This window comes from Alteromonas sp. ABH4_452 (genome assembly GCF_056311825.1).
The window spans coordinates 1,737,240-1,755,402 of record NZ_CM149973.1; the positions used below are offsets into that span (position 1 = coordinate 1,737,240).

At 43.1% G+C, this 18,163-nt stretch carries 16 protein-coding genes; 7 read left to right on the forward strand and 9 right to left on the reverse strand.

What is annotated here, in order from left to right; all coding sequences use genetic code 11:
- Nucleotides 1-299 precede the first annotated feature (299 nt).
- From ACYX4N_RS07365 to ACYX4N_RS07385, 5 genes are all read right to left on the reverse strand, one after another.
- On the reverse strand, nt 300-1,541 hold the full coding sequence (locus ACYX4N_RS07365) for a M56 family metallopeptidase (RefSeq protein ID WP_476056114.1): 1,242 nt from the start codon (nt 1,539-1,541) through the stop codon (nt 300-302).
- Nucleotides 1,534-1,926: a BlaI/MecI/CopY family transcriptional regulator gene (locus ACYX4N_RS07370; RefSeq protein ID WP_476056115.1), complete on the reverse strand. Its 393-nt coding sequence runs from the start codon at nt 1,924-1,926 to the stop codon at nt 1,534-1,536. Before ACYX4N_RS07370 ends, ACYX4N_RS07365 begins: the two co-directional genes overlap by 8 nt.
- Before the next feature lie 232 nt (nt 1,927-2,158).
- Nucleotides 2,159-4,159, reverse strand: a complete 2,001-nt coding sequence (locus ACYX4N_RS07375) for a class I adenylate cyclase (protein WP_476056116.1) — start codon at nt 4,157-4,159, stop codon at nt 2,159-2,161.
- Between the two features lie 164 nt (nt 4,160-4,323).
- Nucleotides 4,324-5,691, reverse strand: a complete 1,368-nt coding sequence (locus ACYX4N_RS07380) for a HAMP domain-containing sensor histidine kinase (protein ID WP_476056117.1) — start codon at nt 5,689-5,691, stop codon at nt 4,324-4,326.
- 12 nt (nt 5,692-5,703) lie between these two features.
- A complete protein-coding gene (locus ACYX4N_RS07385) occupies nt 5,704-6,417 on the reverse strand; it encodes a response regulator (RefSeq protein WP_476056118.1) in 714 nt (237 codons plus the stop codon).
- Between the two features lie 167 nt (nt 6,418-6,584).
- Between ACYX4N_RS07385 and ACYX4N_RS07390 the strand changes: the two genes are divergently transcribed.
- A complete protein-coding gene (locus ACYX4N_RS07390) occupies nt 6,585-7,034 on the forward strand; it encodes a Spy/CpxP family protein refolding chaperone (RefSeq protein WP_476056119.1) in 450 nt (149 codons plus the stop codon).
- Between the two features lie 124 nt (nt 7,035-7,158).
- On the opposite strand, the gene ACYX4N_RS07395 is transcribed toward ACYX4N_RS07390, so the two are convergent.
- The gene (locus ACYX4N_RS07395) at nt 7,159-7,755 is read right to left on the reverse strand and encodes a DUF4136 domain-containing protein (RefSeq protein WP_476056120.1); all 597 of its coding nucleotides are present in this window, start codon (nt 7,753-7,755) and stop codon (nt 7,159-7,161) included.
- A gap of 331 nt (nt 7,756-8,086) precedes the next feature.
- Between ACYX4N_RS07395 and ACYX4N_RS07400 the strand changes: the two genes are divergently transcribed.
- The 3 genes from ACYX4N_RS07400 to zapE all read left to right on the forward strand — a co-directional run bounded on the left by ACYX4N_RS07400 (nt 8,087) and on the right by zapE (nt 11,416).
- Complete coding sequence (locus ACYX4N_RS07400; RefSeq protein ID WP_476056121.1) at nt 8,087-9,139, forward strand: L-dopachrome tautomerase-related protein; 1,053 nt, start codon at nt 8,087-8,089, stop codon at nt 9,137-9,139.
- A gap of 18 nt (nt 9,140-9,157) precedes the next feature.
- Nucleotides 9,158-9,709, forward strand: a complete 552-nt coding sequence (locus tag ACYX4N_RS07405; RefSeq protein WP_476056122.1) for a DsrE family protein — start codon at nt 9,158-9,160, stop codon at nt 9,707-9,709.
- 255 nt (nt 9,710-9,964) lie between these two features.
- The gene (zapE, locus tag ACYX4N_RS07410; RefSeq protein WP_476056123.1) at nt 9,965-11,416 is read left to right on the forward strand and encodes a cell division protein ZapE; all 1,452 of its coding nucleotides are present in this window, start codon (nt 9,965-9,967) and stop codon (nt 11,414-11,416) included.
- 19 nt (nt 11,417-11,435) lie between these two features.
- Here zapE and ACYX4N_RS07415 read toward each other — a convergent pair whose 3' ends face one another.
- A complete protein-coding gene (locus tag ACYX4N_RS07415) occupies nt 11,436-13,112 on the reverse strand; it encodes an acyl-CoA dehydrogenase family protein (RefSeq protein ID WP_476056124.1) in 1,677 nt (558 codons plus the stop codon).
- A 239-nt stretch (nt 13,113-13,351) separates the two neighbouring features.
- Between ACYX4N_RS07415 and ACYX4N_RS07420 the strand changes: the two genes are divergently transcribed.
- The 3 genes from ACYX4N_RS07420 to ACYX4N_RS07430 all read left to right on the forward strand — a co-directional run bounded on the left by ACYX4N_RS07420 (nt 13,352) and on the right by ACYX4N_RS07430 (nt 16,100).
- Nucleotides 13,352-14,152 (forward strand): PaaX family transcriptional regulator, encoded by an 801-nt coding sequence (locus tag ACYX4N_RS07420; RefSeq protein WP_476056125.1) that lies wholly within the window; start codon nt 13,352-13,354, stop codon nt 14,150-14,152.
- A 48-nt stretch (nt 14,153-14,200) separates the two neighbouring features.
- Nucleotides 14,201-15,313 carry a hypothetical protein gene (locus ACYX4N_RS07425; RefSeq protein WP_476056126.1) on the forward strand — a complete coding sequence of 371 codons (1,113 nt, stop codon included), beginning with the start codon at nt 14,201-14,203 and terminating at the stop codon, nt 15,311-15,313.
- Between the two features lie 319 nt (nt 15,314-15,632).
- Nucleotides 15,633-16,100, forward strand: coding sequence for a DUF3718 domain-containing protein (locus tag ACYX4N_RS07430; RefSeq protein WP_474805534.1), 468 nt, complete (start codon nt 15,633-15,635; stop codon nt 16,098-16,100).
- 181 nt (nt 16,101-16,281) lie between these two features.
- Here the strand turns inward: ACYX4N_RS07430 and ACYX4N_RS07435 are convergent, their stop codons facing one another.
- Together ACYX4N_RS07435 and ACYX4N_RS07440 are read right to left on the reverse strand one after the other, a co-directional pair.
- Entirely contained in the window at nt 16,282-17,625 is a 1,344-nt protein-coding gene (locus ACYX4N_RS07435) for a M24 family metallopeptidase (protein WP_476056127.1), read from the reverse strand.
- Between the two features lie 157 nt (nt 17,626-17,782).
- The gene (locus ACYX4N_RS07440; RefSeq protein WP_476056128.1) at nt 17,783-18,163 is read right to left on the reverse strand and encodes a VOC family protein; all 381 of its coding nucleotides are present in this window, start codon (nt 18,161-18,163) and stop codon (nt 17,783-17,785) included.

Here is an 18,163-nt window from a genome sequence, read left to right on the forward strand (position 1 = left end):
CCCTAATGGCGTTGAGCGATTGCAAATAATCGTAGTTATTAGCTATCGATTATCTAAACCTTCCATAAATTAGAAGTATTAAGGTATGTGATTACTTACATTCTACCTTAGAAAAGCGGTGTTTTCTTCATGTGAAATGTAAAGGTGCTTTACACTTTTACTTAATTGAAGTGGAGCTAGGTAGTACGCAATAGTGAGATCTAGGCTAGTTTGGATCAACGAAAAATTAAGTCAATTAGACAAAACACTAAAAGGAGCGGTGTGCTCCTTTTAATATTCTGACTGATTGTTGGCCTTGCTTACTTTGTTTCTGGCGGAATGATTATACGCTCTACATCTGGAGAAGCATTCTTTCCAGCATTCGTGGTATCGAGTTGCGAGCCCAGTTGATAGTCTAATTGGACGAGAAGCCCAGTTTGTCTGACGCCTTTGCCACCTTGAATACGTGGTTTATATTCCCACTGTTTTAATGCCACTTTAGCACTTTTATCAAACACGCCTGCCGGCTGAGATTTAACCACTTCTACATTATCCGTTGCGCCTGTTTCAGTGATATCGAAAGACAGAACGACAAAACCTTCAAGTTCATTTTGTTCTGCTTTTTCTGGGTAGATGGGTGGAACGCGTTTAACTGGTGATGCTTCATTAACTTTTAATTTATCCATGTTAGCTTCAGCTTTTGGCGGTGGCTGAGGCACATTAGCCAATGCGGTATTAATAGTCAGTAAAGCTGCAACAGAAAGTACGCTCGCTGCCAGTACTTTATTGCTGCGCATAGGTTGTTTTATAGCATTTAGACGTTTGATCATAGTCGTCTTTTCTCCAAAGGTTGGGTACAAAGTTATAGTGCTTGAACAATGCTCGGCACACTGCACGAGTGCTTTTGCATAGGTGAGTTTTTCCTTCTCTGTCTTGTTTTTTAGTACAGTATGATCACAAGCCAGCTCTTGGTTTATTCTGAAAGATTTAAGCGCAAGCCAAACTAGTGGGTTAAACCAAAATAGAATGGCGATAGTGAGTGCTAGCGTATTCCACAGGTGGTCATAATGTTTGCGATGAACGTTTTCATGTTCCAATACCAGTGTCTGTTGCTGTTTTGAAAACGTGCTTTTAAATGAAAAGGGAATAAGCACTTTGGGCGCGATGAAACCAAATAACATAGGGGTTGCTGCCTTGCTGGAATAGTAGGCATTGGTGTGGATAGCGCGTCGCTTCCCTATCGATGTCCATGTTGTAATATGGTGTACTAAAACATAGGCAGTGATAATGCTTGCGCCTATGGCCCAAAGAGTAAACCAAGTTTCGAACGCTACGGTATTCACTGTAGGTTTAACACCCACTACATAGCGAGCAAAGTTATTTGACGGGATACTAACCATCGACAGCGGAAGGTTATTAACTATCAGGCTGCCTGGTATCAACGCCCATAGCTTATACATAAATGAGGCACCTAACCTAGACGTGAAAAAGTGCTCGGAAACAATGAGTAAAATGAGACCGAGCGACAAAATGCCTTGTTGAGCGATGATCCAATCAATCATTATTTTCTTCCCACTCCTTTATAAGCGCTTTAAGCTCGTTCACATCTTGCTTAGACAGTGAGTTTTGATTTGCAAACCCGGCGACCATAGGCGCGACTTTCCCTTTAAACAGGCGACTAACGAAGCTCGCTGCTTCTTTTTTCGTATAGTCTTCGCGCGCAATCAGTGGGTAATAAAGGTACTGACGCTGCTGTTTTTCAAAACCTAATACTTCCTTTTTTACCAAGCGACCCAATAGCGTTTTTACGGTTTTTTCGTGCCAGTCTTTTTTATCATTTAACCTTGAAACCACTTCACTTGATGTAGCGGGGTGGTCGTCCCACAATACGTCTAGTACTTCAAATTCGGCGTTCGAAATTTCGGGCTTATCTGACATTTTACTCATAGTGACGAATTCTATTTTACTGATTACAGTTGTAGTCGATATGTTTAGATTACACTTGTAATTCTAAAGCGCAAGGTTTTTTTGTGTGTTTTTTAAACCAGTTTTGTAAGGAAAGAGAAATAAGTTCAGTGCTTTCGTATTTTAGATCAGGGAAGTGCCTGAAAGTGTGAGACAAATAGGCTAACACGTCGGCATACGTGTGACGATGTGTTAAAAAAGCGTGTAGTTCTTTTTAGTAGAGGACGTTAAAGTTAAGCTCGTTTGACTCTAAAAATTCGCCTAAGATACGCGATTGTTGGTTTCCTCTTGGAACCATTACGTAACACGATGGCTTAGGGGATACTTCCTGAAGGTCATACCATAAGGTATCCAGTACATCATTGCCGAATTTTAAAAACGTTTCCCCCCAAGACGTTTTATAGATTACTGCTACATCCTCAACCGTGGCTTTTTGACGTAAAGTCGGGAAATTCACAATAGAGAAGCATGCGGTTATACGCTCAGGAGCAAGTAGGTCATTTCGGGGGAGGGACGACACTCTGACGGGCGGGAAATGCTTGCACAAGTGCTTCAGAAGATCGTTAAGGTCTAATTCACTTACTTCGCCATAGTTATAATCTAAATAAACTTTACTGCGAGTATCAATTATTTTACTTGAGACCAACCATATCATTAGCGCAATCGCACTAGGCGCTTGGGATATTTTCTGTGCTTCATCAATAATACCGGATTTACTCAACAAATCACCGGCATAGGCAGACCATACTTCATCACCGTTTTTAAGCTGGCGCATGGCGATAGTGATTTTTTCGCAGTAAAGGCTTTCGTCGAAGGCGCGCCGAAGAAATTCTATTTTATCTTCTTTTTTTGCGTAATAGGTACTTAAGCGCCTGCCCAACACCGTCATGTCCTTTTCGTCCATAACTTGCTGGTGGTCGCTAAGCTCTTTAGAAATACGTCGATAGCACTTCAAAAGAAAACTATGAACACGGCGACTAAGTTGTACACGCTCACTAAATGTCCAATCCTGTTGGTTGTCTAGGTGGTGAATTTGCTTTCGGCTCCACCACCATTGTCTAGCATAAGACGCCAAAATCCGGCGTTTAAAGTTTGGCTTTTCTCCCTCAAAAAGCGGCTGACTTAATGGGCATGCACATTTTAAGTACAAGCATTGCTGTAATATCTCAATGTCCTCGGGCTGTCCGTTGGCTTTATAGTGGGTAATAAGTTCGTCAAACATCAATGCGTAAGGGTCGATGTCTGCAACGCGGCCCGGTGCTTCAACACCACGATGAACGTGTTTTTTAAGCAGATTACAGAGCGGCTGCCCGTGTGCAATATTGGCCAAGTAGACTTCGAGCTTTGCCATTTTCAAAACCGACTTGAATGGGGAGTCCATTGCTTTCCCCAGTTGCCAAATGGCTGCGCCAAACAGTTCGCTGGCATCAAGCTTTTCTAAGTGGCCTAAATCCATAAACCAATCTAAATCTGGTGAGCCGCCTTTTTCCAGACTGTTGTAAATAGCCTGATATTGCTTTTCGCTGGTTTTTTCTGGGGTAAGCCACCAAAAGGGCGCTTTGCCCGCTACCACTATGTTGGTGTTGTAAAACTCAGCTTTTAAAAATAAAGCTTGTGCAGAGCCAGCGCTTTCACCTTCAGCAATACCGAAGTCATTCTCCTTTACTTTATCAATCTCAGATAAAAAGAAGTGAACTTCAATGCCAAAGGTGCTTTCCGCCCATTTCTCAATAGCAGTTAACTTTTGTTGTAGTAAGGAAAGTTCAGTTTCTGAAAAGCGATTGCCTTCAATGCACACCCAAAAATCGAAGTCCGAGTCATCGGTTTGCGCAATAGTGCCCACGCTACCCATGAGTACGAGTGACTCAATGGCTCGCTGTCTAGGCCAGATCTGCTTGATATCAGAGAATAGATGATTCTTCGTTGGGAAAGACCGTATAAGCGCTTTTTCTATATCAGGCCGAAAAGAATAGTTATTGATGCCAAAAGGTACGCTTTCGCCGGACGATGGTGGGGCAATATAACCAGGAAGATCTTCGTGATTTACGTGAACGAGGAATGGAAGCACATGAAAAAGTGGTTTGTGCTTTTCAGGCATGAGGGTAAGCGCACGTTCGATGCGGGCTTTGTTATACCTTAATACACGCAATAACCTAATGGTAAGGTTTTGCTGAACGGAAAGCGGCTGCTGCGTTGCCATTATGTTAATCTGCACTTCTTCATGCCGCCAAGCATAACGCTAATTCGCGTCGACTTCCTCTATTTTTGGTAACTAGTTAAACTTGGTCGTGGAATCGATTTTGTGCAGTAAGCCATCATTTACCAAGTGAACGCATTGTGCCATCGATAAGTCCAGGCTGCTTTCCAGAAAAAGATGTTTCATAATTGTCTTGGTGTGTTCTTAGGTAACGTAATTTCAACCCTAAGCCCGCCTTGTTCTGGACTTTGCATGACAAGCGTTCCGCCATGCTTTTCCACAGCTTTTAGCGCAATGGTTAAACCCAGTCCAAAGCCCTCGGTATGCATCTGATTTCCAGCTCGGTAAAACGGCTGCATCAACTTTTCAATTTCGTTGTTATCTACGCCCACACCCTTGTCTTCAACAACGATGAAAACATTATTAGTATCCGAAGCAACGTTTACAGATACCGGCTGCCCCTTGTCGGAGTACTTACACGCATTACCTACGATGTTGTCTAACGCCTGGTGCAGCGCTTCGGGATAACCATTTATGATGGCATCGCTTTTACAGGACTCTTCGAAGTCTAGCGAGGAAGGAATACCGGGATAGTTAATAGCCATATCGTCCAAAACACGAATGCATAACGCAATAACATCACAAGGTTCAGCTGTCTGTGGAGTATGTTCTAGCGTTGAAAAGTTCAGTATTTGCTGAATGAGTTGGTCCATTCGATGGCAGTCATTGTGTATCTGCAGAACGTGTTTGTTTTCTGGTTGATGCTGTTCGATTATTGCTGCTGACGTTTGAAGCCGAGCTAGTGGTGCGCGCAATTCATGGGATACGTCGTGCAATAACCTTTTTTGTGCCTCTATAGCATCAGCGGTTTTACGAACCATAAAGTTTATATCGGCTGCTAAATCGCTGAGTTCGTCTCCACGAGAGAGTAGCTGAGAGGGAACCTGCGTCGCTGTCTGGTCGTTCGCGTATTTTCGACTAAAGGCGCCTAAATACTTAATCGGTTTTACAATACTCCAACTAAGTAGGGCACTTACTAATGCCGAGGCTAAAAATATAAATACAAACTGCACTGACTGGAAGCGGCTTAATACATGTTTATAGATGCGCGGTGTTTGCGGTTGTCTAAATTGAACGATGTACTGCGTATTTGAGGGGCCATAGATTTCACGTGTTACCCGTTGGTCCTCAGGCACCTTATTCATTCGGTAGTGATAAATTGGTTCGCCATCTACCGAGGAAATTAGCATGGGGATTAGCTGGTTTTCTCGGCCATTTCTTCGTTTAATCCACTCTTTAATCTCGTTTCTAGCCCTGCCTTTTGTAAACGTTTCATGCTCGTATCGCCATACAATTTTCTCTGCCTGATTAGTCGCATCGTCGAAAAAACGTTTGGTATAGTTACTTGAGGTATATTCGTTTACCAATACGTAGCCAGTTGCCGCCATCACCGCTAGGCTGGCTATCCAAAAAGCAACAAAAATTCGCCAAAATAAGCGTTTAAACCCTAAGTTAGCTTTTATGTCCGACCATTTAATGCTACTTATCATGACCTATATCTTCTATTCTGATTTCTGAGGTACGGTTAGCATTTGATAGCCAACACCGCGGACAGATTGAATAACGTTAGTAACCCCTGCAGCTGAGAGCTTCTGACGAATTCGGCTAACGTGAACATCCATCGCTCTATCATAGGCTTCCAATGGTCGTTTCAATACCTCTTGCGTCATCTCCTGCTTGGAAATGGTTTGCCCTACACGCTCCATCAGGTAGCTAAGCGCGTTGAACTCAGCCCCCGTTAACGCAACAGATTTGCCATTGACGGTGGCTTGGCGTGCGCCGATATCTAAATGGATTCCATGTAGTTCGCTTGGCGAAGCGGCAGGCGTTGTTTTTAAGTACTGAGTTCTTCGGATGATAGCGCGGATACGGGCGCCAAGTTCTCTTGGGTTACAAGGCTTAGGAAGGTAATCATCAGCACCTAACTCAAGACCCACAATTCGGTCTATGTCATCCCCACGACCTGTCAACATAAGAATAGGGGTTTGCTTTTCGGCCCTTACTGATTTCAACACGTCAAGGCCCGACATACCGGGCATCATAATATCTAGCACTACGGTGTCGTACTGATCGGTGTTGAGTAGTGTTTTTATCGCTTCATCGCCGCTGTGGATGGCATCAACACGAAATCCGTCCCCTTCTAAAAATTCTTGAAGTAGGGCACACAAGTCTTTGTCATCGTCGACGAGTAAAACGTTTATTTTATCATTTTCCATGCCCCGAATATTACCCCTATTAACTGCAGTGTTTTTCAACTTTACCGAACTTTACACTAGCTTAACCCTACTTATCGATTGATTCACGCATACTTAATTCCGTTGATGAAACAACATTATTTTTTAACGTCATGCATAAACATGGCAAAACAAGTAGGAAGATTAAGATGAAAAAATTAATTACCGGTGTTTTATTAAGTGCATGTATCGCAACCACTGCTTACGCAGGCGGTAAGAATTCAGATGAACGTAGAGGTGGAGATTTCTTACCTTTGCATAAAATGGAAAGAGTACTTGATCTAACTGACGAGCAAATAGTGCAGTTTGAAGCATTGAAAGACGAGCTTAAAGCTGAGCGTCAGGCTAAAAGAGCCGAAATGGGTGAAGAAGGTAAGCGCAGAAAAATGAATGCACTAGCGGGCCTAAACCCAGACGACGCGAACTATCAAGAAAAGGTAAATGCGATTGCAGAGCAAAAAGCGGAAAAAGTAAAAGCGCGTTTTCTTAAACGTGCCGAGCTTCGCATGAAGGTTGCTGAAATTCTAACTGATGAGCAACTAGAGAAGTTTGATGAAATGAAGAAGAAACGTGGCAAAAAACAGCGTCAACATAGCTAATTTATACCACGTTTAATCAGTAAAAAGCGCCATTATGGCGCTTTTTTGTTTACGAACGTTATAGTGTTGTCAGCATTTGTTGTAAGAGAACAGCATGGTTCGCAACCTTGATAAACGTGTTTCGCTAGTTTTGATTAATTCTTGCTGGATACTGTTCAAGCAAACTTGTTACAAGTTCATCGAGCTTGTTTTGTATACTAATACTGTCTTTAGACTCGAGTTCAACGCTTCCCGATGCGCTATAAATAAACTTCCCATCTTTCACGATATCTATTTGAAGACCTTGTTGGAAAGAGGTTTGCTCGCCCACCGGTATGCTGAATATACTGCCGAGAGAAATGCCTCCAGAGCGCCCAAAGGTTCCAGTACCCAATCCTAAATTTAACGTGGTTCCATCTTCTTTTGTGGTAGTTGAAGGAAGGTAGCCTACTGACACATCGGCTTCATTCTCTGTTGTTGGCGTTAAACCTTTGGTAATTAAACGCTCGGTTATGGTTGAAGATAAATGATTAGCAAGAGTTTCATTAATAGGGTTTAGGGGCGCTTGAATATAAAAAGTTTTAATGTCAGCAAAGTTTTGCGAGTCATCAACGCTGACTTGAGGTTTGCTGGCGCACCCAACAACTAACGCTAAACTTAAAAACGACAATAAGGCTGCCTTAATACCATACTTCTGTTGCCAAAAGCCTTTGTGACATTCTGTTGAAGTTTGACTTCGCATAATAAACTCTCTTTAAATTACTGCTGTAAAAAAGGTTACTCAGTCAGCAGATAGGTTTAACTATATCTAACTTTAACGACAGAATACCCTGTTTTAGATCTGAATTAACACACAACGGGGTGACAATACGCTACAGCCTTTTGCTTACTGAAGATAATTCGTTGAACTGTTGTCACACGTCGTCGAATTGTGCTCTGCCTAGGTATTTAAACCGTATGCTTAGTCATCCAAAGTTGGTTACCTACTTTCTGATACGCATGCTAAAGCGTACGCATAGAAATTTACGGTAGGCGAGCGGCTATGTCTTAAAAAAGGTTTGAAGGTAAAGGATATGCATATTAAGCGCACGTTAACAGCTACTGCGATAGCGGCAGTTTTTTCTATTAATGCAGCGGCACACGAAGCACAGGATTCTCAAGTTGAATTGGTCGGCGACATTAAAGGCACACAAATTACTGGCGTGACGGTAAGTAACGATGGACGAGTATTTGTAAACGCGCCCAATTGGCGAGACGGCGTAGGGTTTTCTGTGGCTCAGGTTACCGATAACGGAGAGTTTGTTGCATATCCTAATAATGAAACAAACGAGTGCGTAGCGCAAAGCGAGGTAAGAAAGGATTGCTTTTTGGCCGTGCAGTCAGTGGTTGCCCACAAAGATAAACTGTATGTATTGGACACCCGCAACCCTAAATTTAACGGGGTAGTGGATGCGCCGCGCTTGTTTGTTGTTGATTTAGCTTCAAACGAAATCGAAGGAACCTTGATCCTCAGTGAAGATGCCTATCACTCTGATTCTTACATTAATGATTTACGCGTAGACGAGAACACAAATCGCATATACATGACGGATTCGGCACATGCAGGCTTAGTGGTCTATAACCTTGATGACAATACCAGCTATCGCATTTTAGATAATCATGAAACCACAAAAGCTGAGGTAGAGTCTTTAAGTATTCAAGGTAAGCCTTTCAATATGACCGTTCAATCAGACGGCATCGCGTTAGATACTTTGAACGACACATTATATTTCCATGCTTTGTCGGGTTATTCACTCTATGCCATTAATACCTCTGATATAAAAGAAGTATCGAATGAGGTACTGGCTAAAAAAGTGCGCAAAGTCGCTACAACAGGCGCGCCAGATGGCATGATTTATCACGAGGGCAACGTCTATTTAGCTGACTTAGAAAAGCAAGAGGTGCAGTACCTTACACCAAGCCTGGACCTTCGCACACTTGTAAAAGGCGATGTGGTGAACTGGGCTGATACATTTAGTATTTATAACGGTTCGCTTTACTATACCAACAGCAAAATCCAAGATGCGGGCAGCGATGTAAGCGACATGACGTTTGAAGTATATAAAACAGCGCTACCTGCGCGTTAAAGTACAAGGAATATGGAAATGAGTTTGACAAAAGTGAACGGCAAAGCGGCAATTGTGTTGGCAGTAGCGTTCTTTATAACGGGGCAGGTTTCAGCTAAATCAGATTTTGAATATGGTCCAGTGTTTAGCTCTTTCGGAAAGCATGCGCCTGTGGAAGGCATCAGTTTCACTGAAAATCAGACATTCAAGGTTGCATTTGACGTAGCTAAAGCGGCAAAACCAGGCGAGGTTAACCGCAAGTTTGAGTCGCTGGCTCGTTTTATCAATATGCATGTAGCTAACGGTGTGAAGCCGGAAAATCTTTCGCTTGCGCTTGTTGTTCACGGTTCTGCCACAGAAGAAATGTTAAAGACTGAACTCTTCAAACAGCGCAAGGGGCAACCTAACGGCAATGAAGTTCTACTTACTGCTTTGATAGAGCAAGGCGTTAAAGTGATAGTGTGCGGGCAGTCTGCTGCGGCTCATGGCGTTGAAAAAAGCGCCTTGATAGACGGAGTGGTAATGGACTTATCAGCCATGACAGCCCACGCTCGCCTGGCGCAAAAAGGGTATTCGGTTAATCCATTTTGAGTTGGTTTGTATAGGTGTAGGTAAGTGTTGTTCAGTTTAAGTGGTTTCATGTTTAGTTTAGATATCAAATACACCACTGTAAAAAAACTATTTTATTTAATTTATTCATATGGTTATGTCTGATTTTTGTAAGTTAAAATCCGAAGCTTGAATCTCAACTATAAACATCGATTGATACCCATACAGAAATCTAACGTACCAAACCACCATGTTGATAAACTCATCAGGTTCATGATGAAGACGGTGATGAAGAGTATGGCAGTACAACACCGCGTCGCACGGCAGTCACTTCCTACAGGCCCAGTGACAGCGGCGTATGAACGCAAGGTGGATGCGGGGGAGGTGCAACAAGATAACGCGCAATTTGTTCTGGCGGCAAAACTCGATGCTCTATACGAGTCTCTTGCTTCGCTCCCCCCAGTACCCATGCGCACCGACCATCAGACAGTGGGCAGCACTACAAGCAACGGTCCGCTGTTATTGGTGCGTTCTTTGGCATCCGCGCAGTCCTTTCTTCGAAAGAAGTTCCATTTGTGGTCTTCTGGTCCACCACCGCGAGGTATTTACATTCATGGGCCGGTAGGGGTCGGCAAAAGCTTTCTAATGGATCTCTTTTACGACTTGGTTAATGTTCCTGATGATTCTTGCTTTAAAGATAACAGTCACAAACACGCAAAAATAACTAAACGCCGCGTTCACTTTCATGAGTTCATGCTGGACGTCCATCATCGAATCTTTTTCTACAAACAAGAGCACCCACGGGATGATGCAATCCCCATAATTGCGCAACAATTGGCACAAGAAGCCCAACTCCTCTGTTTCGATGAATTTCAAGTGACAGACGTTGCCGATGCCATGATTTTGAAACGACTTTTTTTATACTTATCGGATTGGAATGTCGTGGTGGTGGCTACCTCGAATCGCTCCCCCGACGCCCTTTATGAGGGAGGCATTAACCGCTCTCTCTTTTTGCCATTCATAGACATGTTAAAAGACGCGTTCGACGTTATTTCTATGGATAATTCCCAGAAGGATTATCGACTTGAAAGTAGGGCGGATGGCCAATCCTATTTTTGGTCAGATAAAAGTATTCATGGCGATAATAATATTAACAACAACATACAGGGGCAGTTGGAAGAAATATTTGGTGGCACTACATCCACAAATGAGACCGAGAGCATTTCCGTCCTCTTTGGTCGCAGCGTCCAGGTCGCCCGATTCAATGACCGGTGTGCCTGGTTTCACTTTTCCGAGTTATGCTACCAACCGCTGGGGGCGGCCGATTATATTTCCCTCTGCCGGCGATTTCCGGTCATCATCATGGACCGCGTCCCCCAACTGGACGCCAATTACCTTAACGAAGCTCGACGGTTCGTGACTCTCATTGACGCGTGTTATGAATCTCGTACCCGCTTGGTGCTAGCGGCACACGTCCCGCTCGACGAATTGTTTGTTGATTTTGAAGCGCAAGTCGAAAGCAGTGACGGTGATGGCGAATTGATTGTCAATGACAAGGGAGGAAACTCGAGTTCTTTTGCGACCACAATGATCCGCACCAAAGAGGGCGAATATTATGAATGGTCGGCGACGGGGCGAATTGGCGTGTCACTGGCACAATTTTCGTCTGCCAATGATCTCGCTTTTTCTTTTCGACGAGCCGCGTCTCGGTTAGTTGAAATGGGTGGTAAGGGATGGGGGCGGCAATAACGAAAGGTTTTTATCTTGCTCAATTATAACAAACCTGCCCCAGCGCAATAATGCGTTCAAATGGCGTGGTGTCGGGTAATGTACCTAAAGCAAAACCACTCGCGTTACCGAGTCTAGATTCACAAAAAGTGTGGGCAATGTCGATAAAGGCGTCGTTGTTATTGTGCGACGTAGCAAGAAGAGAACATGCTTGTAGCGCTAGCGCCATTTGCTCAGTTAAATATCGGCTTCGCATTTCCATATTCTGCGTATTTGATAACTCGTCAAACAGCTTACTAAGGTGCATATCATAGTGCTTATTTTTGCCTACCTGTGTTTTAAGCTCTTTAAACAAGGCCTCTTTAACATTCGGCTCTTTGGCAAGTGCGCGCAGTACATCCAAGCATTGCACGTTTCCACTGCCTTCCCAAATAGAGTTTAGCGGGGCTTGGCGGTAATAACGGGGCATAGGGTTTTCTTCAACGTAACCAATACCACCTAAACACTCTTGCGCTTCGTTTACAAACATAGACGTGCGCTTACAAATCCAGTATTTTCCAATTGCAGTGGCCAGCCTCGCCACTGCTACTTCATGGCTATCACCCGGTGCACTATCTACCGCTTTTGCCACGCGCATAGTAAGCGCGGTAGCAGCTGCGCATTCTATCGTTAGGTCTGCCAACACATTTTGCATTAAAGGCTGATTGATTAGCGTTTTGCCGAAGGCATCGCGGTGACTGACGTGATGTAAGGCGTGAACCAGTGATTGCCGCATAAGAGCAGATGAGCCAATCATGCAGTCTAATCGGGTCAATGACACCATATCTATTATTACCGGCACGCCACGGCCTTCTTCGCCAATTAAATATGCTGTAGCGTCCTGAAATTCAACTTCCGAAGAGGCATTGCTCCAATCGCCTAACTTGTCTTTCAAGCGCTGAATGCGAACGTTATTAAGTTCACCGTTTTCCAATACCCTTGGTAGTAGAAAGCAGCTTAGTCCGCCTTCGGCTTGCGCAAGAATAAGATGTGCATCGCACATGGGGGCAGAGAAAAAAAACTTATGTCCTACAATATGGTAACTGCCATCAGCCTGCTTAGTCGCTTTAGTTGTATTACGCCTAACATCTGAACCTCCTTGTTTTTCAGTCATCCCCATACCAATTGTCAGCCCGTATTTTTGGCTTGCCGGTAAGGAACGAGGGTCGTACTCGCCGTTGATAACTTTATCTAAGTAGTAAGGTGGTAAGTTGTTTCCATACCGCATAGCCGGAATAGCGGCGTGTGTCATGGTCAGTGGGCAAGACGTACCAGCCTCAGCTTGATAATGCATATACATTAATGCTGCGCGAACAGTATGTGCACCCTCAACCCCCTCATGCTTCCACGAATAGTTATGCACATTGTGTTGCATCGCACTTTCCATAAGCGCGTGATAGCTAGGATGAAACTCTACATTGTCTGCACGACGGCCATAGCGATCAAAGGTCTGAAGAACGGGCTTATTTTTGTTAGCGAGTTCTCCATGATTCATAAGTGCATTACCTGCAAGTTGACCATATTTATCTAGTAACCCTTCGTCATACTGGTGGGATGGTGGCAAATGCTGATTTACAAACACACGTAGCAACGCATCATCACGCCACAAATTGTAGGGGGCTGGAATGGTGGGTTGGTTTTCTACAAGGTGCGTAACAAATCGATTAGATGAGGTCATGGCATTTCCACTCAATGAATATGTAAAGCGTATCGTTGTCCTAAGGCTTTACATTAAATCATTACACTAGAATATTACAGTAGTGGTTGTAAATTAATAAATTATGTAATGTTTGTGCCGGGCCTTTGTTTATATAATGATGGAAGCGACATGGCTGAGCTTATGCCATGTAAGCAATCAAATAAGTTGAAACAGAAGTCATTGCTTAGCCACTATCTAAAAAAAGAAGTAAATAGAACTTGCTGCTAGAAAAAGAGAAAAAGCCCGTCGCACGAAAACTACTGCTAAAGCTACTGGGTTCCCGTGACAATATTAAAATGAATGCTAGTGCGGCTGTTCGTGTGGGAGCACTGTTTGGTATTTCCGAAAACAACATTCGAGTAACGCTCACACGCCTGCAGTCTGCCCAGCTCATCACCTTGGTTGACAGGGGAGATTATAAATTGGCTGACAAGGGGATTCGTTTCGCAAAGGAAATACATCAGTGGCGAGAGGATGAAAATGGCCTTGTACCTTGGCAGAACGATTGGGTAATTGCTCAAACCAGTTTACTCTCTAAAAGTGATAAAAAGCAGCTGAGGACTACTGAACGTGCCCTTAAGCTTGTGGGTATGATGAAACTTGCAAGTGATATGTATATTAGGCCGAACAATTTTTCAGGTGGTGTAAGTGAGGTGCGAGACAAACTTCACACTCTTGGTCTATCAGGCAAAGCACTTGTGTTTAGCGCCAGCGATTTTGATAATCAAACGCAAGCTAAGGCTATGAAACTATGGAGCCACCTAAACTTAGAAACGCTTTATAAAGAAGGATGCAGTGAACTAGAGAAATCTCTTGCCCGATTGCCTACTTTACCCCTTGAAGAAGCCACCAAAGAATCTTATCTGATAGGAGATAGGGCGTTATATCACTTGGTCTTTGACCCTTTGCTGCCAACACCATTTGTAGATGTAGCAATGCGCGAGCGTTACCGTAACCTTGTAAAAAAATACGATGATATGGGCGCACAGATATGGCTTCGCTTTTTAAACCAAAATTAGGTGAGTAAACGCTGAATTAGAACGGAAGTAGCTGAAATGGAAGTAAATATGACCGCATCAAGACCGTTATTTAAACATATTCGCAATCATACTGCGCTTTTTACTGAGCTTTCTCAATATAGAAACGCCGCAGTGAATGTGCTGGGTTTCACAGGTTATGAATTTCACAAAACACCGAAATTTGTTACTGAAGATGGAAGCAGACTTACTATAGAGCCTGAAAGAAGTATAGTTCTTCCAAAAGTGAACGTACTGGCAGGGCTTAAAAATAAGCTAACACAAGCTATTCCAACGTTACACATGGTTGAGCATAGTGAAATAGGCTATCGCTATCCAACAGCAGCATTAGCAGGGTTAGATGCACCATTTATAAAGCGTATGCGCTCTGAGTATTTTCATAAAGTAGATGAAGATAGAAGTATTTGTCGTCCTGTAAATTTGTCATATGGAATAAAAAGTCGCGGGAAAGCAGATAACCGACAAGAATACGAAGTGTGGATGCCAGAAGAAGCGCCAGATCAAAATCCGCTGCCTTTGCTCATAAACGCGTACGGCGAAGATTTACCCGATGATGTGAGGCACTTCGTGGAGCAGCCATCAAAGGTGCATGGTTGGATGGGCGTTAAGCGCGCGGCATTTGAAGCGCTTTATACAAATAAGCAATACTGCGGTGATCTAATTATTTGTATCGCCATGAGCGTAGATGCTTACAATATCGGCGCCAAGCCAGATTTGGCCTATTCTCCAGAAGCCGAGAGTTCTATTGCAGTGAGTAATGCCGAGTTTGAATGGGAAATAGAAGGTTACTATGCGCCGCGAGGCTGGGCTTTCGATCACGATGAAGTGTGGGCTGCAATCAATCACACGTTAGAAGCTATCAATGAGCCACTCGATGATTTCTATGGTAAAGAAATTATTCCTATTGCCGAAAGCAAAACAGAGCGAATTTTGTCAACGCTAAAATCACTAGGCGTTAAGCAGGAAGAGGTAGACGAACTCAATCTTCAGCCATGGGAGTTCATGCTTACTGAAAGTGAGCACAGAGTTAAAGCGCATGATCCTAGTCGTTCCGTTAATTTATTAGGTAGACTCAATCGACTCTTTTACCAACCAGAACAGCAGTTGCCTTCACTTAATTGGATGCATGATCTCATTTTGTAGGTCAAAAATTTAAGGTTACGCTGGCAACAACTATTACCCCACTATAATTTTTTGAATTAAGCGCGCTGAAAGTAATTTCATGCGCGCTTTTTTGTGCGCTTGTTATGGGCGACCTGTAACTAAAAAGACTTATATGTAAATTTTTATATAAATGTTGTTATTTTATGTAAATTACTTTCATTTTTGTCGTGATCTGTATGTTTAAATCCCATTTTCTGTAATTAAATTACGAAAAATGCTTTATTTTTTGAAAGTTTTGGTCATAATGTACACATCACTTAGGTGATATCTAATTTAGTTACAAAATAGGAATTCAAAAATGAAACTGTCTACTTTCGCTATTGCTCTAACACTATCTGTTGCTGCTACTCAATCTTTCGCAAAAGATGTAGTACTAAAGCCAATTAACGACAACATCGAAACACAAGCGTGTTTGACTGCGGCTAAAGAGGGTTTTGGCTCTGCTTTGCGTCTTGTACGCTCTAAAGGTATCAACGCTGAAGAGTTCAGTGCATCTGTACGTTGTAACGGTGAATCACTTCGCACTTTCGCTTACATGTACAAGAACAACAAGGCAACTGAAAACGCAAAAACAGTAGCACTTGTTGCAAAGAATAAAGATGTTGCTTCACAAGCGTGTCTAGAAGCACTTTCTGTAGGTAAAGATGCAGCACTAGCGAAGTTTGGTCTGGAAGGTGAGAACATTATCTGTAACCACAAAGAAATGTCTGACTTTGTACGTGAATACAGCGCAGAAAACGTAGTAGTTCGCACTGCAGCTGAATAAGATCGCGTTTTAGGATAGCAACCTACTGCTAATATTTTGTACAGTTTCATGGCCTTTCGCTTGAAAAGGCGAAAGGCCTGACACTTTACGAGTTTTACTTTTAAATCCCTTTTCTACACTGGCTTTTCTTGCCAATAGATACCTCTTACTTTTTGAAAAAGGCATGAAGCTATACGCTTATTTATTGCTCTTCATCTGAATGAATCAAATGAAATTCGGTCTGCCTGCCATCTAAATAGCTTACTGACTTCCCGTCAAAAAATGCGTCCTCTTCCAGCATAATTCTAATTTCTTTGTTCCACTCTTTAATAAAGCTCGCTGCATTAAGCTCAATTGAATAGGCCGTCTGTGCAAACATTGGGTAGTCACCTTGAATTGGCACACCTTCTTGTGCATCCCACATTCCTATTGTTGGCCCTGCCGCGTGCCCGTGAAAACCAAGCGGGTGAGTATAAATAGCGGGCGTGATCCCTTGTTCGATAGCCTGCTGTCGCGACTTACTCAAAATAGTATTGCCCGTTCTTCCTACTTTAAAATTGCTGGTCAAAATGTCTTGCAGCTTATTACCCGCTTCAAGTGCTTTTTTAAGTGACGCTGGCGCGTCTTTTTCTCCAGGTTTTAATACGTAGGCATGCTGCTGTTGATCCGTGTTAAGTCGCAAGTAGGTAATGCCAAAATCAACGTGTATCAGGTCGCCCGGTCGTATGATGTTTTCTCCGGGACGTTTACTGAAAGCACTGATTTGATCAAACACTTCATTGTCTTGCCTTTGGATGGAAACCGTAGGATGAAACCAATTGGTGAGCCCTAGCGCACGAGTTTGATCCCGAAGCCACCAGACAACATCATCTGTAGTGGTTACGTTAGGTGTGATGACTTCATTTGAAAATGCTGTCGCTATCAGAGAGTGACCAATTTGAGTGAGTACGGGATAATACTGCATTTCCAGTTCACTTCGAGTTTCTAACCAACCTATAGCCAGCCTTTCACCACTCACTACTCGGCTTTTTAGTTCTTCAGAAAGTCCACCCATAAATTTTTCGTGTTCAGTAGCAGTCATGCCATCTGCAAGAGCAAATGCATTCGACGTATTGATAGCTATTTTTGAGGGATTCCGGGTCTCGATAATATGTTTCAATGCTTCCCACTGGTCGGGTTGTGCTTCCTTGTCCCACGCTTTTTTAAATAGCGAGCCTACTGCATATCTTGCAACGGCTAAACGTTCCAGTGGTTGACCATCGCCAGGGTTATAAATGACTAACATGGTATGGCGTCGTGCGGAAATCCAGGTTGAAGGCAGCATGGTTTTTAAAACAGGGTCTTCGTTGTATTCCCGTGACATCAGCACCCACATGTCGATGCCTTCACGCTCCATTATTTGGGGGAGTACGGAATTGAAGCGTTCAACGGTGATCTTATCTATCAGCTCGCTGCGCTGTTTCATACTAAGTATGTTATCTGCCCATACGCTTGCTGATAGGGATAACATTACTAAACCTAGACTTATCGCTAGTACCTTTCTCATCCATGTTTCCTGTCTATTATTATTGAAATGATCACAGTGCGCGTACATTTTTAGCAAACAAACTTAGCAAAAAAATTAAGTAAAAACGCGCACGAGTGAGGTAACGTTAATCTAACACTAAAATTGAAAGTTCAGCTAGATGTAATACTCGATAGCATTACACATATGAAACGACTTCAATTTCTATGTTTTGCTGAGCCATAAAATAAAAGCGTCTACCTGGTTCATAATCACCGTGGCTGTAGGTACTGAAATTTAAGGAAAGAACCCGTTGTTCGATTTCGTCTAAATTTTGAACCACAATGCCGATATGGTTAACGTTAGCCAGGGTTTTATAGTCGCTTTCTATCTCATTGATAATTTTAGGTCTATAAAGAGCAAGGTAGTCTTTATCGTTTCCTACATGTACCGTGTAGCCGTCGTTTTTAGCGCCGCCGCTCCACCTTATTTTCCAATCGAACAAAGTGCAGAGAAGGCTTGCTAGCTCATCAGGGTTTTCAACGGTGATATTTGTGTGCTCTAAGTATGCCGTGGTCAT